We start from the raw sequence: 15,636 nt of genomic DNA, 5'->3' as shown, positions 1-15,636 counted from the left end.
CCGTTCACAGGAGAAAAAAATAAGAAGAAATAACGGAATTCTTTAGAATTGGTGAGAGAATGTGGTGCAAAAGGGAAACCCTTTCAGTGGGCCTTCAAGGCCAAGGCCGGTAAGAGAGGCTTTCAGCCGCAGAGCAAACCACCAGTTCACACTGGTGGTTTTGATTTTAAACGCTTTCACTTCACTGATAATTTCACTAATTTAAAGAATAGCGTGATTCAGTTGTGATCGCTGATTCTTCATGGTATTTTATTAAGTATAAGAAGGGGTTTTCCTATTAGATATACTCATTTATGTTGAAGATGTATTTCTTTTTTTATTGTTTATCATAAGTTCATATGATTGAATTTTTAACGGCTTACATAAGTAGAATGGAAATTTTTCATGGGGTGATCATTATGAAAAGAATTGGGGTATTAACAAGTGGAGGAGACTCTCCTGGTATGAATGCAGCTGTTCGTGCAGTTGTTCGGAAGGCAATATATCATGAGGTTGAAGTGTATGGGATTTATGGAGGATATGCTGGGTTAATTAGTGGAAATATTAAGAAGCTTGAACTTGGTTCTGTAGGTGATATTATTCATCGCGGGGGTACGATCCTTTATTCAGCAAGATGTGAGGAATTTCGGACGAAGGAAGGCCAGCAAAAAGGGATTGATCAATTAAATAAATTTGGGATTGAAGGACTTGTTGTTATTGGTGGGGATGGATCTTACCGAGGAGCGAAGGCTTTAACTGAACAAGGTTTCCCATGCTCTGGTGTACCTGGAACAATTGATAATGATATTGAAGGTACACAGTTTACGATCGGTTTTGATACGGCACTGAATACAGTAATTGATGCGATTGATAAGATTCGTGATACAGCAACATCCCATGAACGAACATTTATAATAGAAGTAATGGGAAGAAATGCAGGGGATATTGCGCTTTGGTCAGGTTTAGCAGGCGGAGCAGAAACGATTCTAATTCCAGAGGAAAATTATAATATGGATGAGATTGCTACTCGGTTAATGAAAGGGCATGAGCGTGGCAAAAAACATAGTATTATAATTGTTGCAGAAGGTGTTTCAAGTGGAATGGATTTTGCAAAAGAGCTAGAAGAGGCAACGAACTTCGATACGAGGGTTTCTGTTCTAGGACATATGCAGCGCGGGGGGTCTCCTACCGCATTTGATCGTGTTTTAGCGAGCCGTCTTGGCGCAAGATCTGTGGAGCTGCTTCTTGAAGGAAAAGGTGGTCGGGCAGTTGGAATCGAGAATAACCAAGTGGTTGATCATGATATTATAGAGGTTTTAGATAAGGAACATTTGATTGATTTAAATTTATACAAATTATCTAAAGAGCTTTCAATTTAGTTTTATTATGTTTTAAGTAATAGGTTCTTTTCTAAAAGATTGTTGCTTTTGAATCAAATATTTGAATGAATATGGTCGACCAACTAGGTCGGTTGATTGGAGCGGAAGGTGCGAGATCCTCGAAAATGCTGTCGCATTTCCTTTGTGCGGTGTGGATTCTAAGTAGCCAACTCAATGTCCTGCGGGATGCGTAGGACAGCTGAGACCCCGCAGGAGCGAAAGCGACGAGGAGGCTCAAGCGGACTCCCCCGCGGAAAGGGAGCAACCTGGAGCGGAAATCAACCTTTACCAACTTTATTATAATAAGCAACAATGTTTGCGAAAACAACCAAGTAATATGAAGGAGGAAATGATTGATGCGTAAAACAAAAATCGTCTGTACGATAGGCCCAGCAAGTGAAAGTATTGAGAAGTTAACACAACTGATTGAAGCAGGTATGAATGTAGCCCGTTTGAATTTTTCACATGGTAATTATGAAGAACATGGGGAAAGAATCAAAAATATTCGAGAAGCAGCAAACCGTACGGGGAAAACAGTAGCCATTCTTTTAGATACGAAGGGGCCGGAAATTCGTACACATAATATGAAAAATGATGCCATTGAATTACAGGCTGGAAATGAAATAATTGTATCCATGAATGAGGTAGAAGGAACAACAGAACGTTTCTCCATTTCTTATGCAGGTCTAATTAATGATATTCAAGTGGGCTCAAAAATTTTACTTGATGATGGCTTAATTGGACTTGAAGTAAGCCGTATTAATCATGAAACGAATGAAATACATACAAAAATCCTTAATAGCGGAATCTTAAAAAATAAAAAAGGGGTAAATGTTCCAGGTGTCTCTGTGAATTTACCAGGGATAACAGAAAAAGATGCAAATGACATTCTGTTTGGGATTGAGCAAGAAGTGGACTTCATTGCAGCATCTTTTGTTCGTAGAGCAACTGATGTTTTGGAAATTAGACAACTTTTAGAAGAAAATAATGCAGGGTATATTAATATTATTCCGAAAATTGAAAACCAGGAAGGTGTCGATAAAATCGATGAAATTCTTGACGTTTCAGATGGGTTAATGGTAGCAAGGGGAGATCTTGGAGTAGAAATTCCGGCAGAAGAAGTGCCATTAGTTCAAAAGGAATTAATTAAAAAGTGCAATGTACACGGTAAGCCTGTCATCACAGCAACCCAAATGCTCGATTCCATGCAGCGTAACCCACGCCCTACTCGTGCAGAAGCAAGTGATGTGGCGAATGCGATTTTTGATGGTACAGACGCTATTATGCTTTCAGGGGAAACAGCTGCTGGAAATTATCCAGTTGAGGCGGTTCAGACGATGCATAATATTGCTTCGCGTGCAGAATCAGCCTTAGCACATAAAGAAATTCTATCTACTCGAAGCAAGGATAATGAACATAATATGACAGATGCAATTGGGCAGTCTGTTGCACATACAGCAATGAATCTTGAAGTGAATGCGATTATTACGCCTACTGAAAGCGGGCATACGGCAAGAATGATTTCAAAATACCGCCCGAAGGCTCCGATTATTGCAGTCACATCAAAGGATAATGTCTCTCGCAGACTGGCTTTAACATGGGGAGTATATCCTCAAATTGGGAAAGTAGCAAAAACAACAGATGATATGCTTGACACAGCTGTGGAAGAAAGCTTAAATAGCGGCATCGTCTCCTCAGGGGATTTAGTTGTAATTACAGCAGGCGTTCCAGTTGGTGAAGCGGGAACAACAAACCTCATGAAAATTCATGTCATTGGGGATATTCTTGCAAAAGCACAAGGAATTGGAAGAAAGTCTGCTTTTGGTAAAGTGGTCATTGCTAGAAATGCAGCGGAAGCATTAGCAAAAGCAACGGAAGGCAGCATCTTAGTAACGATTGGGTCAGATCGTGATATGGTTCCTGCTATTGAAAAATGTAGTGCCCTTATTACTGAAGAAGGTGGTCTTACAAGTCACGCTGCTGTCGTTGGCTTGAATATTGGGATTCCAGTAATAGTTGGTGTTGAGAATGCAACAACGCTTTTGAAAGAGGGACAAGAAGTTACGGTTGATTCCAATCGAGGCATTATTTATGATGGGCATGCAAGTGTTCTATAAGCACCAAATTTCATGAGCTGCTGGATATCTGCTATAATAAGCAGTAATTAACTAAATTGAGGTGGCAAGATGCGCTACATTCTCTTATTAATCATCCTCATTCCAGTAGCAGAAGTAAGTGTGCTCCTGCTATCTAGTCATTTAATTGGTCTTTGGCCAACTATTGGCTTCCTTCTTTTAACAGGTGTATTAGGAGCTTATCTAGCAAAGAAACAAGGACTAGAGGCAGTAAGAAAGGTTCAAGAACAGCTTCGATACGGGCAAATGCCTGGAGATGCTGTTTTAGATGGGATCTGTATTTTGTTAGGTGGCATTTTATTGCTGACACCAGGTTTTCTATCAGATATCATTGGTTTATTATTACTTGCACCACCAACTAAGATCCTTTTTAAAAGAATGATTATGAAAGGATTCAAGAGTTGGATGGATAGAAATACATTTACAGTTATTCGATAATATAAGAAAAGGTCACTCCTAAGTTGCTATAGGAGTGACCTTTTTCTAATCTTGGAAAGTATCGCCGATCAAATCTTGTTATGCCTTGTTTTCACTTTCTTTCCCTTTGATAAACGTCCAGATGTCACGAAAGACATTTGCACGGTGAAGAGTTGTTATCAAAACTAAAGTAACAGGTCCAATGATTAACCCTAGAAGACCGATTAACTTAAAGCCTACAAATAATGCAACTAATGTCGCTAATGGATCCATTCCAATATTGGATGAAAGGATTTTTGGCTCCATAACTTGACGCTGAACAAGAACAATCAAATACAATATGCCTAAACCAATGGCCATACTCAATTCTCCAGCAACTGCCTCGTAAATAATCCATGGGACGAAAATTAACCCTGTTCCTAAATAAGGAATAATATCGACAATTCCAGTTATCAGAGCAATTGTAATGGCATAGTCGACACGCAGGACGAGCAACCCAATTAAAATGATTACTGTTGTAATCGAAATTAATGTTGCTTGTGCTTTTACAAATCCAAATAAAGCCTTCTTTAAATCAGAAAAAACGGTTTTGCTGCTTTCTCTCGCCTGTTTCGGAATGAACTTGCTACCAAAAGCAGATAGTCTATACCAGTCTTTACTAATAAAAAAAGTGGCTAGCAATGAAAAGATCAAAACCGTTGCGGCATTCGGAAACCAAGAAATAATATTAGGAATTTTCCCGAAAAAGTTTTGAATAAATGCACCGATTGTTGTACCAATTTGACTGCCTACATTTTGAATATTTGTAACGATCGTATCTCTTTGCCCTGTTTCTAAATTATTGAATAAGCTTGCCAACTGATTATATAGTGGAATAATTTGTGCGGCAAAAAATTCCTCTATGTAGGTGATTAATGTGTTTAAATGACCAGGGACAACTCTGGATATGTAATCTGCTCCTGATACAATTTCAACAATAAGGAGAGTGATTAATCCAGCAAAGACGCCTATTAATATAATGATACTAACAAGTACAGATAGTGCTCGAGGCATTCTTCCCTTTTTCTCAAGAAGGTTAACAAGTGGGTTAATCAGAAATGCAATGGCAAATCCAATGATGAAAGGATATGTCACCTTAGACAAGTAGAAAAGACTTAGGAGAAGGGCGATGACAAAACCAATTACAAGAAGAAAACGAACAGTCCTATACAGGTATACAGGATTCAATAAAATACCCCCTACTTTCTCATTCTAATCTGTTTTTTTTATTATAATCATCATACACCATATCTCTACGATTCATAAATAAAAAGGGTTCAAAGAAAACGAATAATTTTTGCTATTTTTCAAATTATGTTAAAATAATTCTAAAGCAGCTTATTTTCTTAAAAAATCACTTTTCTTGAAAAATAATAATTTTTTCACATTTTCGTCACTTTCCATTCACAAAAGTCAGATTATTGTTTATAATAGGACTTAATTGTACAACTATTTTTTTACAGTACTCTATTAAAATAGCATTAAATCCTATTATTCTACTATTTTTATCTTCTTTATTTTAGGCTCTTTTCTAAAAGATTGTTGCTTTTGAATCAAAATCTTTTCAATTAATTCGGTTGATTGGAGCGGAAGGTGCGAGATCCTCGAAAATGCTGTCGCATTTCCTTCGTGCGGTGTCAATTCAGGAAGCTTATTCAATGTCCTGTGGGATGCGTTGGACAGCTGAGACCCCGCAGGAGCGGATGCTCCGAGGAGGCTCAGCGCCAACCCCACGGAAAGGGAGCAACCTGGAGCGGAAATCAACCTTTACCAACTTTATCTTAATAAGCAACAATGTTTGCGAAAACAGCCTTATTTTAAAAATGTAAGCATTTTCTTTTTATATGTGTTGAGCAATCGCTCATTCAATAAGTTACAAACACATTGTTGGCAGGCATAAATAGCCATATTGGTAGTATTCTTTTGTTAAAATACTTTATAGCCATTTAAAGCACGAATGATGGGATGTTTTAAAAACAAGAGTACAGACAAAGGGCAAGGGGAATTTTATTTCGTAAAGGAGAGATTCGGTATGACAGTTACACGCGGTCTTGAAGGGGTAGTAGCTACTACATCATCTATCAGTTCGATCATTGATGATACATTAACTTATGTTGGATATGATATCGATGATTTAGCAGTTAATGCTAGTTTTGAGGAAGTTATTTATCTTCTATGGCACAGAAAGCTTCCTACTCAAATAGAGTTAGAGGAACTAAAAAGTCAATTAGCGGATAATGCTCGTTTACCAAAGGAAGTATTGGATCATTTCAAAATGTATCCGATTGATCAAGTGCATCCGATGGCGGCTCTTCGATCGGCTGTATCTCTTTTAGGGTTATATGATCAAGAAGCTGATGCAATGGACGAACAAGCAAACTACAATAAAGCCATTCGTTTGCAAGCAAAAATGCCTTCAATTGTTGCTGCATTTGCTCGTGTAAGAAAAGGGTTAGAGCCTGTTGAACCTAGAAAGGATCTAAGCTTTGCAGCAAATTTCTTATATATGTTAACAGGAAATGAACCAGAAGCGATTGCGGTTGAAGCAATTGACAAAGCACTCGTTCTCCATGCGGACCATGAATTGAATGCATCGACTTTCACTGCACGTGTCTGTGTTGCAACATTAGCAGATGTGTATTCAGGTATTACGGCTGCAATTGGTGCACTAAAAGGTCCATTACATGGTGGGGCAAATGAAGCTGTAATGAAAATGCTTACTGAAATTGGCACACTTGAAAATGTTGATTCTTATGTACGTGAGAAATTAGAAAAGAAAGAAAAAATTATGGGCTTTGGGCATCGTGTATACCGTAAAGGTGATCCACGTGCAAAACACTTAAGAGAAATGTCTAAGAAGTTAACAGAGCTTACTGGTGAACCACATTGGTATGAAATGTCCACTCAAATTGAAGCAATTGTAACAGGGGAGAAAAATCTACCGCCAAATGTAGACTTCTATTCAGCATCGGTCTACCATAGTCTGGGAATCGATCATGACCTCTTTACACCAATTTTTGCAGTGAGCCGAGTTTCTGGATGGCTTGCGCATATTCTTGAGCAATATGAGAATAATCGCTTAATCCGTCCACGTGCAGAATATACAGGTCCTGGCATGCAGAAATATGTACCAATTGGATTAAGAGGTTAAATCACAAGCAAAAGTTGCTTTAAGTGATGAAATAAATTAACTTTCTATTCTGATTAGAAAAGTAGTAGTCTAAAAAGCTATACTAGTAATTAGGAAAGGTTAGAGGCTAATGCTTTCTAACCTTTGATTCTGATATATTGGCTAGACAGGTTCTGATATACATATTAGTCTTAAAGAGTAGAACCTATTTGTGCCTTAAAAATGGAGGGAATAAACAATGCAAGGTGAAAAAATAACAGTTAGCAATGGCGTATTAAATGTACCAAACAATCCAATCGTTCCATTTATTGAAGGAGACGGAACAGGTCCAGATATTTGGGCATCTGCTTCTAAAGTATTAGATGCTGCTGTAGAAAAAGCATACAAAGGCGAACGTAAAATTGTATGGAAAGAAGTTTTAGCTGGTGAAAAAGCATTCAATCAAACAGGTGAATGGCTGCCATCTGAAACATTAGATTTGATTAATGAATACTTAATCGCAATCAAAGGACCTTTAACAACACCAATCGGTGGAGGAATTCGTTCATTAAACGTAGCACTTCGCCAAGAATTAGATCTTTTCGTATGCCTGCGTCCAGTGCGTTGGTTTGAAGGTGTTCCATCACCTGTTAAACGTCCTCAAGATACAGACATGGTTATTTTCCGTGAAAATACAGAAGATATTTATGCTGGAATCGAGTATGCAAAAGGCTCTGACGAAGTGAAGAAATTGATTGCTTTCCTTCAAGATGAAATGGGAGTGAATAAAATTCGTTTCCCTGAAACGTCTGGTATCGGAATCAAGCCTGTTTCTGAAGAAGGAACAAGCCGCTTAGTACGTGCTGCAATCGAGTATGCAATTAAAGAAGGCCGTAAATCTCTAACATTAGTGCACAAAGGAAATATCATGAAATTTACTGAAGGTGCATTTAAAAACTGGGGTTATGAACTGGCTGAAAGAGAATATGGGGATAAAGTTTTCACTTGGGCTGAGTATGATCGCATTAAAGAGGAATCAGGAGCAGAAGCGGCTGACAAAGCACAAGCGGATGCAGAGGCTGCTGGAAAAATCATCGTTAAAGATGCAATTGCAGATATCTTCTTGCAACAAATCCTTACTCGTCCAAAAGAATTTGATGTAGTTGCAACAATGAACCTAAATGGGGATTATATTTCTGATGCACTAGCTGCCCAAGTGGGTGGAATTGGAATTGCACCAGGAGCTAATATCAACTATGAAACAGGTCATGCAATCTTTGAAGCAACACATGGAACAGCTCCAAAATATGCAGGTCTAGATAAAGTAAATCCATCATCAGTTATTCTTTCAGGTGTGTTAATGCTTGAACATTTAGGATGGAATGAAGCAGCAGACATGATTGTGAAATCAATGGAAAAATCAATTGCATCTAAAGTGGTCACATATGATTTTGCACGACTAATGGATGGAGCAACTGAAGTAAAATGCTCTGAATTCGGTGATGAATTAATTAAGAATATGGAGTAACGAAATGCGGAAGCTCCTCAACCAGCCCCGCCAAGCATAAGGCAAACACATGTGGAAACCCTGATTTCCAAAGTGATTTGGTTTAGATTTACGGGGCTAGGCGCTGGAGCTAGACAGTTATCCACTCAAAAGTGGTATATTTTATGTTATTAGGAGGCTGTTTCTTATTTAAGAAACAGCCCTCCTTACATTATAAACATTCGATAAATCCTAAGGAGGAACGGGCCATGTCATTAAAACGCAAAAAGATTTCCGTCATTGGTGGAGGCTTTACAGGAGCAACGACTGCATTCTTGCTTGCACAGAAAGAATTAGGGGATGTTGTATTAGTAGATATCCCGCAAATGGAAAACCCAACAAAGGGAAAAGCTTTGGATATGCTTGAAGCAAGTCCAGTCCAAGGATTTGATGCAAATATTACAGGTACATCTAGCTATGAGGATACAGCTAATTCTGATATCGTTGTTGTAACAGCTGGAATTGCCCGAAAACCTGGCATGAGCCGTGATGACTTAGTTCAAACAAACCAAAAGATTATGAAAAGCGTTGCACAAGAGATTGCGAAACATTCGCCTAATAGCTTTATTGTTGTTTTAACAAATCCTGTGGATGCTATGACTTATACGATCTTTAAAGAATCTGGATTCCCAAAAAATCGTGTAATTGGTCAATCAGGTGTACTTGATACGGCACGTTTCCGCACATTCATTGCACAAGAATTAAATCTCTCTGTAAAAGATATTACTGGCTTTGTTCTTGGTGGACATGGGGATGATATGGTGCCTTTAGTACGTTACTCGTATGCAGGCGGAATTCCTCTTGAAACATTAATTTCAAAAGAGCGTCTTGAAGCGATTGTTGAGCGTACACGTAAAGGTGGCGGAGAAATCGTTAATCTACTAGGAAACGGCAGTGCATATTATGCACCAGCAGCATCACTAGTTGAAATGTGTGAAGCGATTCTTAAAGATCAGCGCCGAGTTCTTCCATCCATTGCCTATCTTGAAGGCGAATACGGGTATGATGGAATTTATTTAGGTGTTCCAACAATACTAGGTGCGAATGGGATTGAAAAAGTGATAGAGCTAGAATTAACAGCTGATGAAAAAGCAGCATTAGACAAATCAGCTGAAGCTGTCCGCTCGGTAATGGCTGTTCTTTCATAAGTTTTCTACAATAATAAAATAAATAAAAAAATTCGGGAAATTCCCGAGTTTTTTTATTTATTTGCTTTCTTGGGTAGTATAATAATGGTATAATAAAATAAATAAACTGATAATTTGAATAATTTTTAGTTTATTTTTAGGCTCTTTTCTAAAAGATCGTTGTTTTTCAAGCAAATGTTAGAATGAATACTTTACCAATTATGTGTAAAGTAGCAACAATGTTTGTGAAAATAGCCTATTTTTAAGTACCATTGTAATCGTTTACATAACTTTGGAGGTGCAGAAAAATGTTACTTGGAAAAAAACGCAAATTAGGCAGAAAAATTGAGGAAATCTCTGTTGGAGAAAAATTAACCTTAACAGAAAAAATAGAAGATAAAGATCTATTACTATATCTTGGTCTAACAAATGATGCGAATCCACTCTATATTCAGCACGATTATGCGTCTCAGACACCATTTAAAAAGCCAATTGTTCCAAATATCATGCTAACGGGAATTATTAATTCAGCTGTTTCTAAGTATTTACCTGGGCCAGGAAGTCACATTTTAAAGCAAGAAATTGAATTCTTGAAGCCTGTCTATCATTATGGAACAGTACAATTCCTTTTTGAAGTGATAGAAGTTAGCAATAGCAACCATACTGTATTGATAGATGTGCAAGGGACGAATGAAGAGGAAGAGGTTGTAATCACAGGCAAATTACTTGTTTGCCCACCACATCGTCTGGAAAAAATGGAAGGAACTGCACTCGATAACTTTTAATTTAATTTTTATGAGGGACATGCCAAATGGCATGTCCCTTTTGTAAGTTTTGATTAATATCAATTCGATTCAATAAGAAGGTTTCCCTTGTTAGCGATTAGCCAAGAAGTTATATTATAAGTAGTTAGCTAATTAAACCCCATAAGGGAATACAAAGAAAGATATGGAGGCAAATATGGAGAAGAGTATTCTTGTTGTTGATGATGAGCAATCAATTTTAACTTTATTGGATTACAATCTTCAGCAGGCAGGCTTTAAGGTAATTACGGCAATGGATGGGGAAGAAGGGTTTCAACTCGCTATGTCCCATTCACCAGATTTAATTGTACTCGATCTAATGCTTCCAAAAATCGATGGCATTGAAGTATGTAAGAAGCTTCGTCAGCAAAAGGTATTTACGCCAATCCTTATGTTAACTGCAAAAGATGATGAATTCGATAAGGTTCTAGGCCTAGAGTTAGGCGCAGATGATTATATGACAAAACCATTTAGCCCTAGAGAAGTTGTGGCAAGGGTAAAGGCGATCTTAAGAAGGGCGCAATTGAATCACATATCTAGTGAAGCGGTCGAGGAGGAGATTGATCAAGTCCTTATTGGTGGATTGAAAATCATTCCAGATCATTATGAAGCTTTTTTTGAAAATGAACGATTGGAATTAACACCAAAGGAATTTGAACTTCTACTGTATTTGGCAAAGAATAAAGGGCGTGTCTTAACGAGGGATCAATTGCTAAGTGCTGTCTGGAACTATGACTTTGCAGGTGATACTCGAATTGTAGATGTTCAAATTAGCCATTTAAGAGAAAAGATTGAAAATAATAAGAAGAAACCGATCTATATAAAAACGATTCGTGGACTAGGCTATAAATTGGAGGAGCCTAAAGGAGAATGAGAAAATTCCGCACTCGACTCTTATTTGCACTTATCACATTAATATTCGCAGTACTTATCGGATTAGGACTTTTATTAGGACAGTTATACAAAAGCTATTATTTGAAAAGTTTTGATGAGCGGCTAATAAAAGAGAGTGAAATGATTGCGAGTTATGTAGAGGAAGAGGGAGGAATACAATCATTAAACAATGAGTCAATTAAGCGGTTTAGCAGTATACTAGATGCTCGTGTAACCATTACTAATGTTGCAGGCGTAATTATATATGATAACAATCAAATAATGGAGATTGTTAACGATAAGCATCAGGAAACGATTAAGGAGCTCATTAAGCGTGATTCAACTAATCACCAATTAGTTGGCGAAAAAGGTCATGACTTACATTATTATTGGCGTCCAATTGAGTATCTCGATCATAGTGAGGGATTTGTCGTTCTAAGTACAAGAATGACAGAAATAAATAAAGCATATAAGCAAATTTGGTGGATTTTAACGATTAGTCTAGGGTTCGCATTTTTTGTCATTTTATTATTAGGAATAAAAATAGCCGATCGTTATACAAAGCCAATTGAATCAGCAACGAAAGCAGCTTATGAATTGGCTAAAGGAAATTACCGAGCACGAACATATGAAGATCAGATGGATGAAACAGGGATGCTAAGTGCCTCTATTAATGTATTAGCTAGGAATCTTCAAGAAATGAAGAAGATGCAAGAAATGCAGCAAGACAGACTTTCCGCACTAATAGAAAATATGGGGAGTGGTTTGATCCTCATTGATAGAAAAGGCTATATCCATATCATTAATCGCTCATTTAAAGAGTTCTTTCAAGTAAGTGCATCCGAGTATATCAATAAGCTATATTATGATGTGATCGATAATAAGGAAATTATTAGATTAGTTGAAGAGTTGTTTATGACTGAACAGAAAATTAAGAAACAGCTTAATATTCCAGTTGGTGACGGAAGAAAACATTTTGAAATTTATGGAGTGCCAATCATTGGGACGAATGATGTATGGAGAGGAATCTTACTCGTATTTCATGATATTACAGATTTGAAGAAATTAGAGCAAATGAGAAAAGATTTTGTTGCAAATGTGTCCCATGAATTAAAAACGCCAATTACCTCGATAAAGGGGTTTTCTGAAACGCTATTAGATGGTGCAATGGAGGACAAACAAGCATTAGAAGCATTTTTACATATTATTTTGCAGGAAAGTGACCGCCTGCAAATCCTCATTCACGATTTATTAGAGCTCTCTAAGATCGAACAAATTGGTTTCCATCTTAATATTCAAGAACATGACCTCACAACAACAATGCAAGAGGTAGTTGCTATATTAAGTAATAAGGCAGCGGAGAAGAACATTGAACTTACACTAGAAATGACAAGTGATACGAATGTTATTGAAGGAGATGCAGACCGACTAAAGCAAATATTCTTAAATCTTGTTTCCAATGCGATTACATATACACCAAATGAAGGCAAGGTCTTACTTCTAATGAATGAATCACAATCAACTATAACAGTAGAGGTAATCGATACAGGCATTGGAATAGAGAAAGAGGAAATCTCAAGGATTTTTGAACGCTTCTATCGTGTAGATAAGGCAAGAAGCCGGAATTCCGGTGGTACAGGTCTAGGGCTTGCAATAGTCAAGCATTTAGTTGAGGCGCATAAAGGAAAAGTTATTGTGGCGAGTGAACAAGGAAAAGGAACAAAGTTTGTTGTTGAACTCAATAAAAAGTTCAATAGAAAACGTTAAAGACTTTACTAGTTAAAAAGGGGCTAATTTATCAATGTGTTACTGATAAATTAGCCCTTAGCTATTCATTGATTATATAATTTCAATATAACCTTCTGATCCATGTACGCGAATTCTTTGCCCGTCTTTTATCAGGTTTGTGGCATTTTCTACCCCAACTATTGCCGGCAAGCCATATTCACGTGCGATAACTGCTCCATGGGTCATTAGTCCACCAACTTCGGTGACGAGTCCTTTTACGGAAACAAACAATGGTGTCCAGCTAGGATCAGTAAAAGTAGTGACTAGGATATCTCCCTCTTCGAAATCCGCATCCTCCATTCTTAAGATGACACGAGCATGCCCCTCTATAACTCCGGAAGAAACGGGGATTAATACCCTAAAACATCTTCTTTACTAGGGAAAATTTATAAGAGAGATTTTATTCCAAGTGAAAATATCCAATTTTCCTTATCCTTTTGTCATGTTTTTGAAACCTTTTTATAAAATAATCGTAGTAAATGTTATAACTATGTATTGGAAGGGGAGAAGGAATGGTTAGTTTAAAGAGAATATATACGATTACAGGTCTTGTCCTATTAATAATTATTTTAGGGATTACGGCGCTTACGACTTGGTATACAGTCGATGAGTCTGATCAAGCGGTCATCTTAACTTTCGGAAAAGTAGAGGAAGGAATTACAGAGCCAGGTCTCCACTTTAAATTGCCTTGGCCGATTCAAAGTGTCGAAAAAGTTTCAAAGGAAACCTTTAGTCTTCAATTTGGTTTTGAAGAGAAGGATGGAAAGGTAAAGGAATTCCCTGCGGAAACAAAAATGATTACTGGAGATGAAAACATTGTATTGGCAGATCTTGTCGTTCAATGGAAAATTACTGATCCAGAAAAATACCTTTATAATGCCGAGAACCCTACTGAAATTTTACATGATGCGACATCTGCATCATTAAGAAGTATTATAGGAAACTCAAAAATTGATGATGCATTAACTTCAGGAAAAGCGAAAATTGAAGGGGATGTAAGAGAATTACTTACTTCATTAGTTGATAAGTATGATATTGGTGTTTCGATTTTGGCTGTTAAGCTTCAAGATGTGGAACTTCCGAATGATGAAGTGCGGAAGGCATTTACTGATGTAACAGATGCAAGGGAAACGGCTAATACAAAAAAGAATGAAGCACAAAAATATAAAAATCAAAAAATGAATGAAGCAGAAGGAGAGAAAAAAGCGCTCGAGTCAAGGGCTGAAGGAGAAAAAGCAGCACGATTGGAAAGAGCACGTGGAGATGTAGCGGTATTCAATAAGCTATATGAAGAATACAAGAATAATCCTGATATTACTAGAGAACGTCTTGTCATTGAAACACTTGAGCAAGTGCTTCCAAATGCGGAAATTTATATTATGAATGATGATGGAAATACGATGAAGTACTTCCCGATTCGTTCTTTAGAGAAAGAACAGCCTAAAGCGGCGGCTTCGGAAGGAAGTGACAATAATGAGTGATCCAAATGTAATCAATATGGATGAACGTGGGGGCGGAAATAACTTTGGATGGAGAAAGTATATGAAGACTGGAATCTTTCTTGTCATTCTTCTAGTTCTCCTCGGATTAGTAGTTAGCAATCTTATTATTGTTAAAGAAGGGGAATATAAAGTAATTAGGCAGTTTGGGGAAGTCGTTCGAATAATTGATGAACCAGGCCTAAGCTATAAAGTTCCTTTTATTCAAAGCTCAACAACCCTTCCGAAATACCAAATGACATCAGATGTTTCTGAGGCTGAAATAAATACGAAAGACAAGAAGCGAATTATCATTGATAATTATGCGGTTTGGAAGATAGAAGATCCTAAGAAAATGATTGCGAATGCAAGGACATTAGAGAGTGCAGGATCGCGAATGGAGGAATTTATCTATTCAGTTACACGTACTGAACTAGGTCAGCTCAATTATGATGAGATTATTAATGATGAGAAATCTTCAAGAGGATCATTAAATGACAAAATTACTGAAGAAGTAAATATTTTACTTGAAAAGGATAATTATGGAATAGTTGTTACAGATGTGCGCATGAAGCGTACAGATTTACCTGCAGAAAATGAACAGTCTGTCTATACGAGAATGATTTCTGAGCGTCAATCTACTGCTCAAGATTATTTATCCAAAGGGGATGCAGACAAGAATATAATAATTGCAGACACAGATAAACAAGTAAGAGAAATATTGGCAACTGCTCAAGCAGATGCGGAAGAGATTCGGGCAGAAGGGGAAGCCGGTGCTGCGAAATTATATAATGAAGCATTTTCGAAAGACCCTAGCTTTTATTCCCTTTACAGAACACTAGAATCATATAAGAAGACGATCAATGGTGAAACAGTCATTGTTCTTCCATCTGATTCTCCGTATGCACGATTGTTAATGGGTTATACAGAATAACTTCAAGAATACATACCGTTATTTTTCTT

General features: G+C 37.3%; 12 protein-coding genes and 1 pseudogene. 11 read left to right on the top strand and 2 right to left on the bottom strand.

What is annotated here, in order from left to right:
- Positions 1-398 precede the first annotated feature (398 nt).
- From pfkA to J2Z40_RS18045, 3 genes are all read left to right on the top strand, one after another.
- Positions 399-1,358, top strand: a complete 960-nt coding sequence (pfkA, locus tag J2Z40_RS18055; protein WP_066396698.1) for a 6-phosphofructokinase — start codon at positions 399-401, stop codon at positions 1,356-1,358.
- A 356-nt stretch (positions 1,359-1,714) separates the two neighbouring features.
- Positions 1,715-3,475 (top strand): pyruvate kinase, encoded by a 1,761-nt coding sequence (gene pyk / locus J2Z40_RS18050; RefSeq protein WP_066396696.1) that lies wholly within the window; start codon positions 1,715-1,717, stop codon positions 3,473-3,475.
- Between the two features lie 69 nt (positions 3,476-3,544).
- Positions 3,545-3,931, top strand: coding sequence for an FxsA family protein (locus J2Z40_RS18045; protein WP_066396694.1), 387 nt, complete (start codon positions 3,545-3,547; stop codon positions 3,929-3,931).
- 78 nt (positions 3,932-4,009) lie between these two features.
- Here the strand turns inward: J2Z40_RS18045 and ytvI are convergent, their stop codons facing one another.
- Positions 4,010-5,137 (bottom strand): sporulation integral membrane protein YtvI, encoded by a 1,128-nt coding sequence (gene ytvI / locus J2Z40_RS18040; RefSeq protein WP_066396683.1) that lies wholly within the window; start codon positions 5,135-5,137, stop codon positions 4,010-4,012.
- Positions 5,138-5,981: 844 nt separating this feature from the next.
- Between ytvI and citZ the strand changes: the two genes are divergently transcribed.
- The 6 genes from citZ (at position 5,982) to pnpS (ending at position 13,174) form a co-directional block, all read left to right on the top strand.
- Positions 5,982-7,100: a citrate synthase gene (gene citZ / locus J2Z40_RS18035; RefSeq protein ID WP_066396680.1), complete on the top strand. Its 1,119-nt coding sequence runs from the start codon at positions 5,982-5,984 to the stop codon at positions 7,098-7,100.
- A gap of 217 nt (positions 7,101-7,317) precedes the next feature.
- Positions 7,318-8,586: an NADP-dependent isocitrate dehydrogenase gene (gene icd / locus J2Z40_RS18030; protein WP_066396679.1), complete on the top strand. Its 1,269-nt coding sequence runs from the start codon at positions 7,318-7,320 to the stop codon at positions 8,584-8,586.
- A 227-nt stretch (positions 8,587-8,813) separates the two neighbouring features.
- A complete protein-coding gene (mdh, locus tag J2Z40_RS18025) occupies positions 8,814-9,752 on the top strand; it encodes a malate dehydrogenase (protein ID WP_066396678.1) in 939 nt (312 codons plus the stop codon).
- Positions 9,753-10,039: 287 nt separating this feature from the next.
- Positions 10,040-10,516, top strand: coding sequence for a MaoC/PaaZ C-terminal domain-containing protein (locus J2Z40_RS18020; RefSeq protein WP_066396674.1), 477 nt, complete (start codon positions 10,040-10,042; stop codon positions 10,514-10,516).
- A 175-nt stretch (positions 10,517-10,691) separates the two neighbouring features.
- Entirely contained in the window at positions 10,692-11,408 is a 717-nt protein-coding gene (locus tag J2Z40_RS18015; RefSeq protein ID WP_066396668.1) for a response regulator transcription factor, read from the top strand.
- On the top strand, positions 11,405-13,174 hold the full coding sequence (gene pnpS / locus J2Z40_RS18010) for a two-component system histidine kinase PnpS (RefSeq protein ID WP_066396666.1): 1,770 nt from the start codon (positions 11,405-11,407) through the stop codon (positions 13,172-13,174). Before J2Z40_RS18015 ends, pnpS begins: the two co-directional genes overlap by 4 nt.
- Positions 13,175-13,246: 72 nt before the next feature.
- On the opposite strand, the pseudogene J2Z40_RS18005 reads toward pnpS, so the two are convergent.
- Positions 13,247-13,546: pseudogene (locus tag J2Z40_RS18005) on the bottom strand (PEP-utilizing enzyme); the annotation flags it as partial.
- A 161-nt stretch (positions 13,547-13,707) separates the two neighbouring features.
- Here J2Z40_RS18005 and hflK point away from each other — a divergent pair.
- Complete coding sequence (hflK, locus tag J2Z40_RS18000; protein WP_066396664.1) at positions 13,708-14,676, top strand: FtsH protease activity modulator HflK; 969 nt, start codon at positions 13,708-13,710, stop codon at positions 14,674-14,676.
- On the top strand, positions 14,669-15,607 hold the full coding sequence (gene hflC / locus J2Z40_RS17995) for a protease modulator HflC (RefSeq protein ID WP_066396662.1): 939 nt from the start codon (positions 14,669-14,671) through the stop codon (positions 15,605-15,607). The genes hflK and hflC overlap by 8 nt, the downstream gene beginning before the upstream one ends.
- Positions 15,608-15,636 lie beyond the last annotated feature (29 nt).

Source organism: Cytobacillus eiseniae (assembly GCF_017874625.1).
Taxonomy (GTDB): domain Bacteria; phylum Bacillota; class Bacilli; order Bacillales; family Cytobacillaceae; genus Cytobacillus; species Cytobacillus eiseniae.
The sequence above is the reverse complement of the archived record's forward strand: the minus strand, read 5'-3'. Positions and strand labels throughout refer to the sequence as shown.

Bases quoted from the DNA above. Each gene is read 5' to 3' on its own strand.
- pfkA (WP_066396698.1), top strand. From the start codon at position 399: ATGAAAAGAATTGGGGTATTAACAAGTGGAGGAGACTCTCCTGGTATG.
- pyk (WP_066396696.1), top strand. From the start codon at position 1,715: ATGCGTAAAACAAAAATCGTCTGTACGATAGGCCCAGCAAGTGAAAGT.
- J2Z40_RS18045 (WP_066396694.1), top strand. From the start codon at position 3,545: ATGCGCTACATTCTCTTATTAATCATCCTCATTCCAGTAGCAGAAGTA.
- citZ (WP_066396680.1), top strand. From the start codon at position 5,982: ATGACAGTTACACGCGGTCTTGAAGGGGTAGTAGCTACTACATCATCT.
- icd (WP_066396679.1), top strand. From the start codon at position 7,318: ATGCAAGGTGAAAAAATAACAGTTAGCAATGGCGTATTAAATGTACCA.
- mdh (WP_066396678.1), top strand. From the start codon at position 8,814: ATGTCATTAAAACGCAAAAAGATTTCCGTCATTGGTGGAGGCTTTACA.
- J2Z40_RS18020 (WP_066396674.1), top strand. From the start codon at position 10,040: ATGTTACTTGGAAAAAAACGCAAATTAGGCAGAAAAATTGAGGAAATC.
- J2Z40_RS18015 (WP_066396668.1), top strand. From the start codon at position 10,692: ATGGAGAAGAGTATTCTTGTTGTTGATGATGAGCAATCAATTTTAACT.
- pnpS (WP_066396666.1), top strand. From the start codon at position 11,405: ATGAGAAAATTCCGCACTCGACTCTTATTTGCACTTATCACATTAATA.
- hflK (WP_066396664.1), top strand. From the start codon at position 13,708: ATGGTTAGTTTAAAGAGAATATATACGATTACAGGTCTTGTCCTATTA.
- hflC (WP_066396662.1), top strand. From the start codon at position 14,669: ATGAGTGATCCAAATGTAATCAATATGGATGAACGTGGGGGCGGAAAT.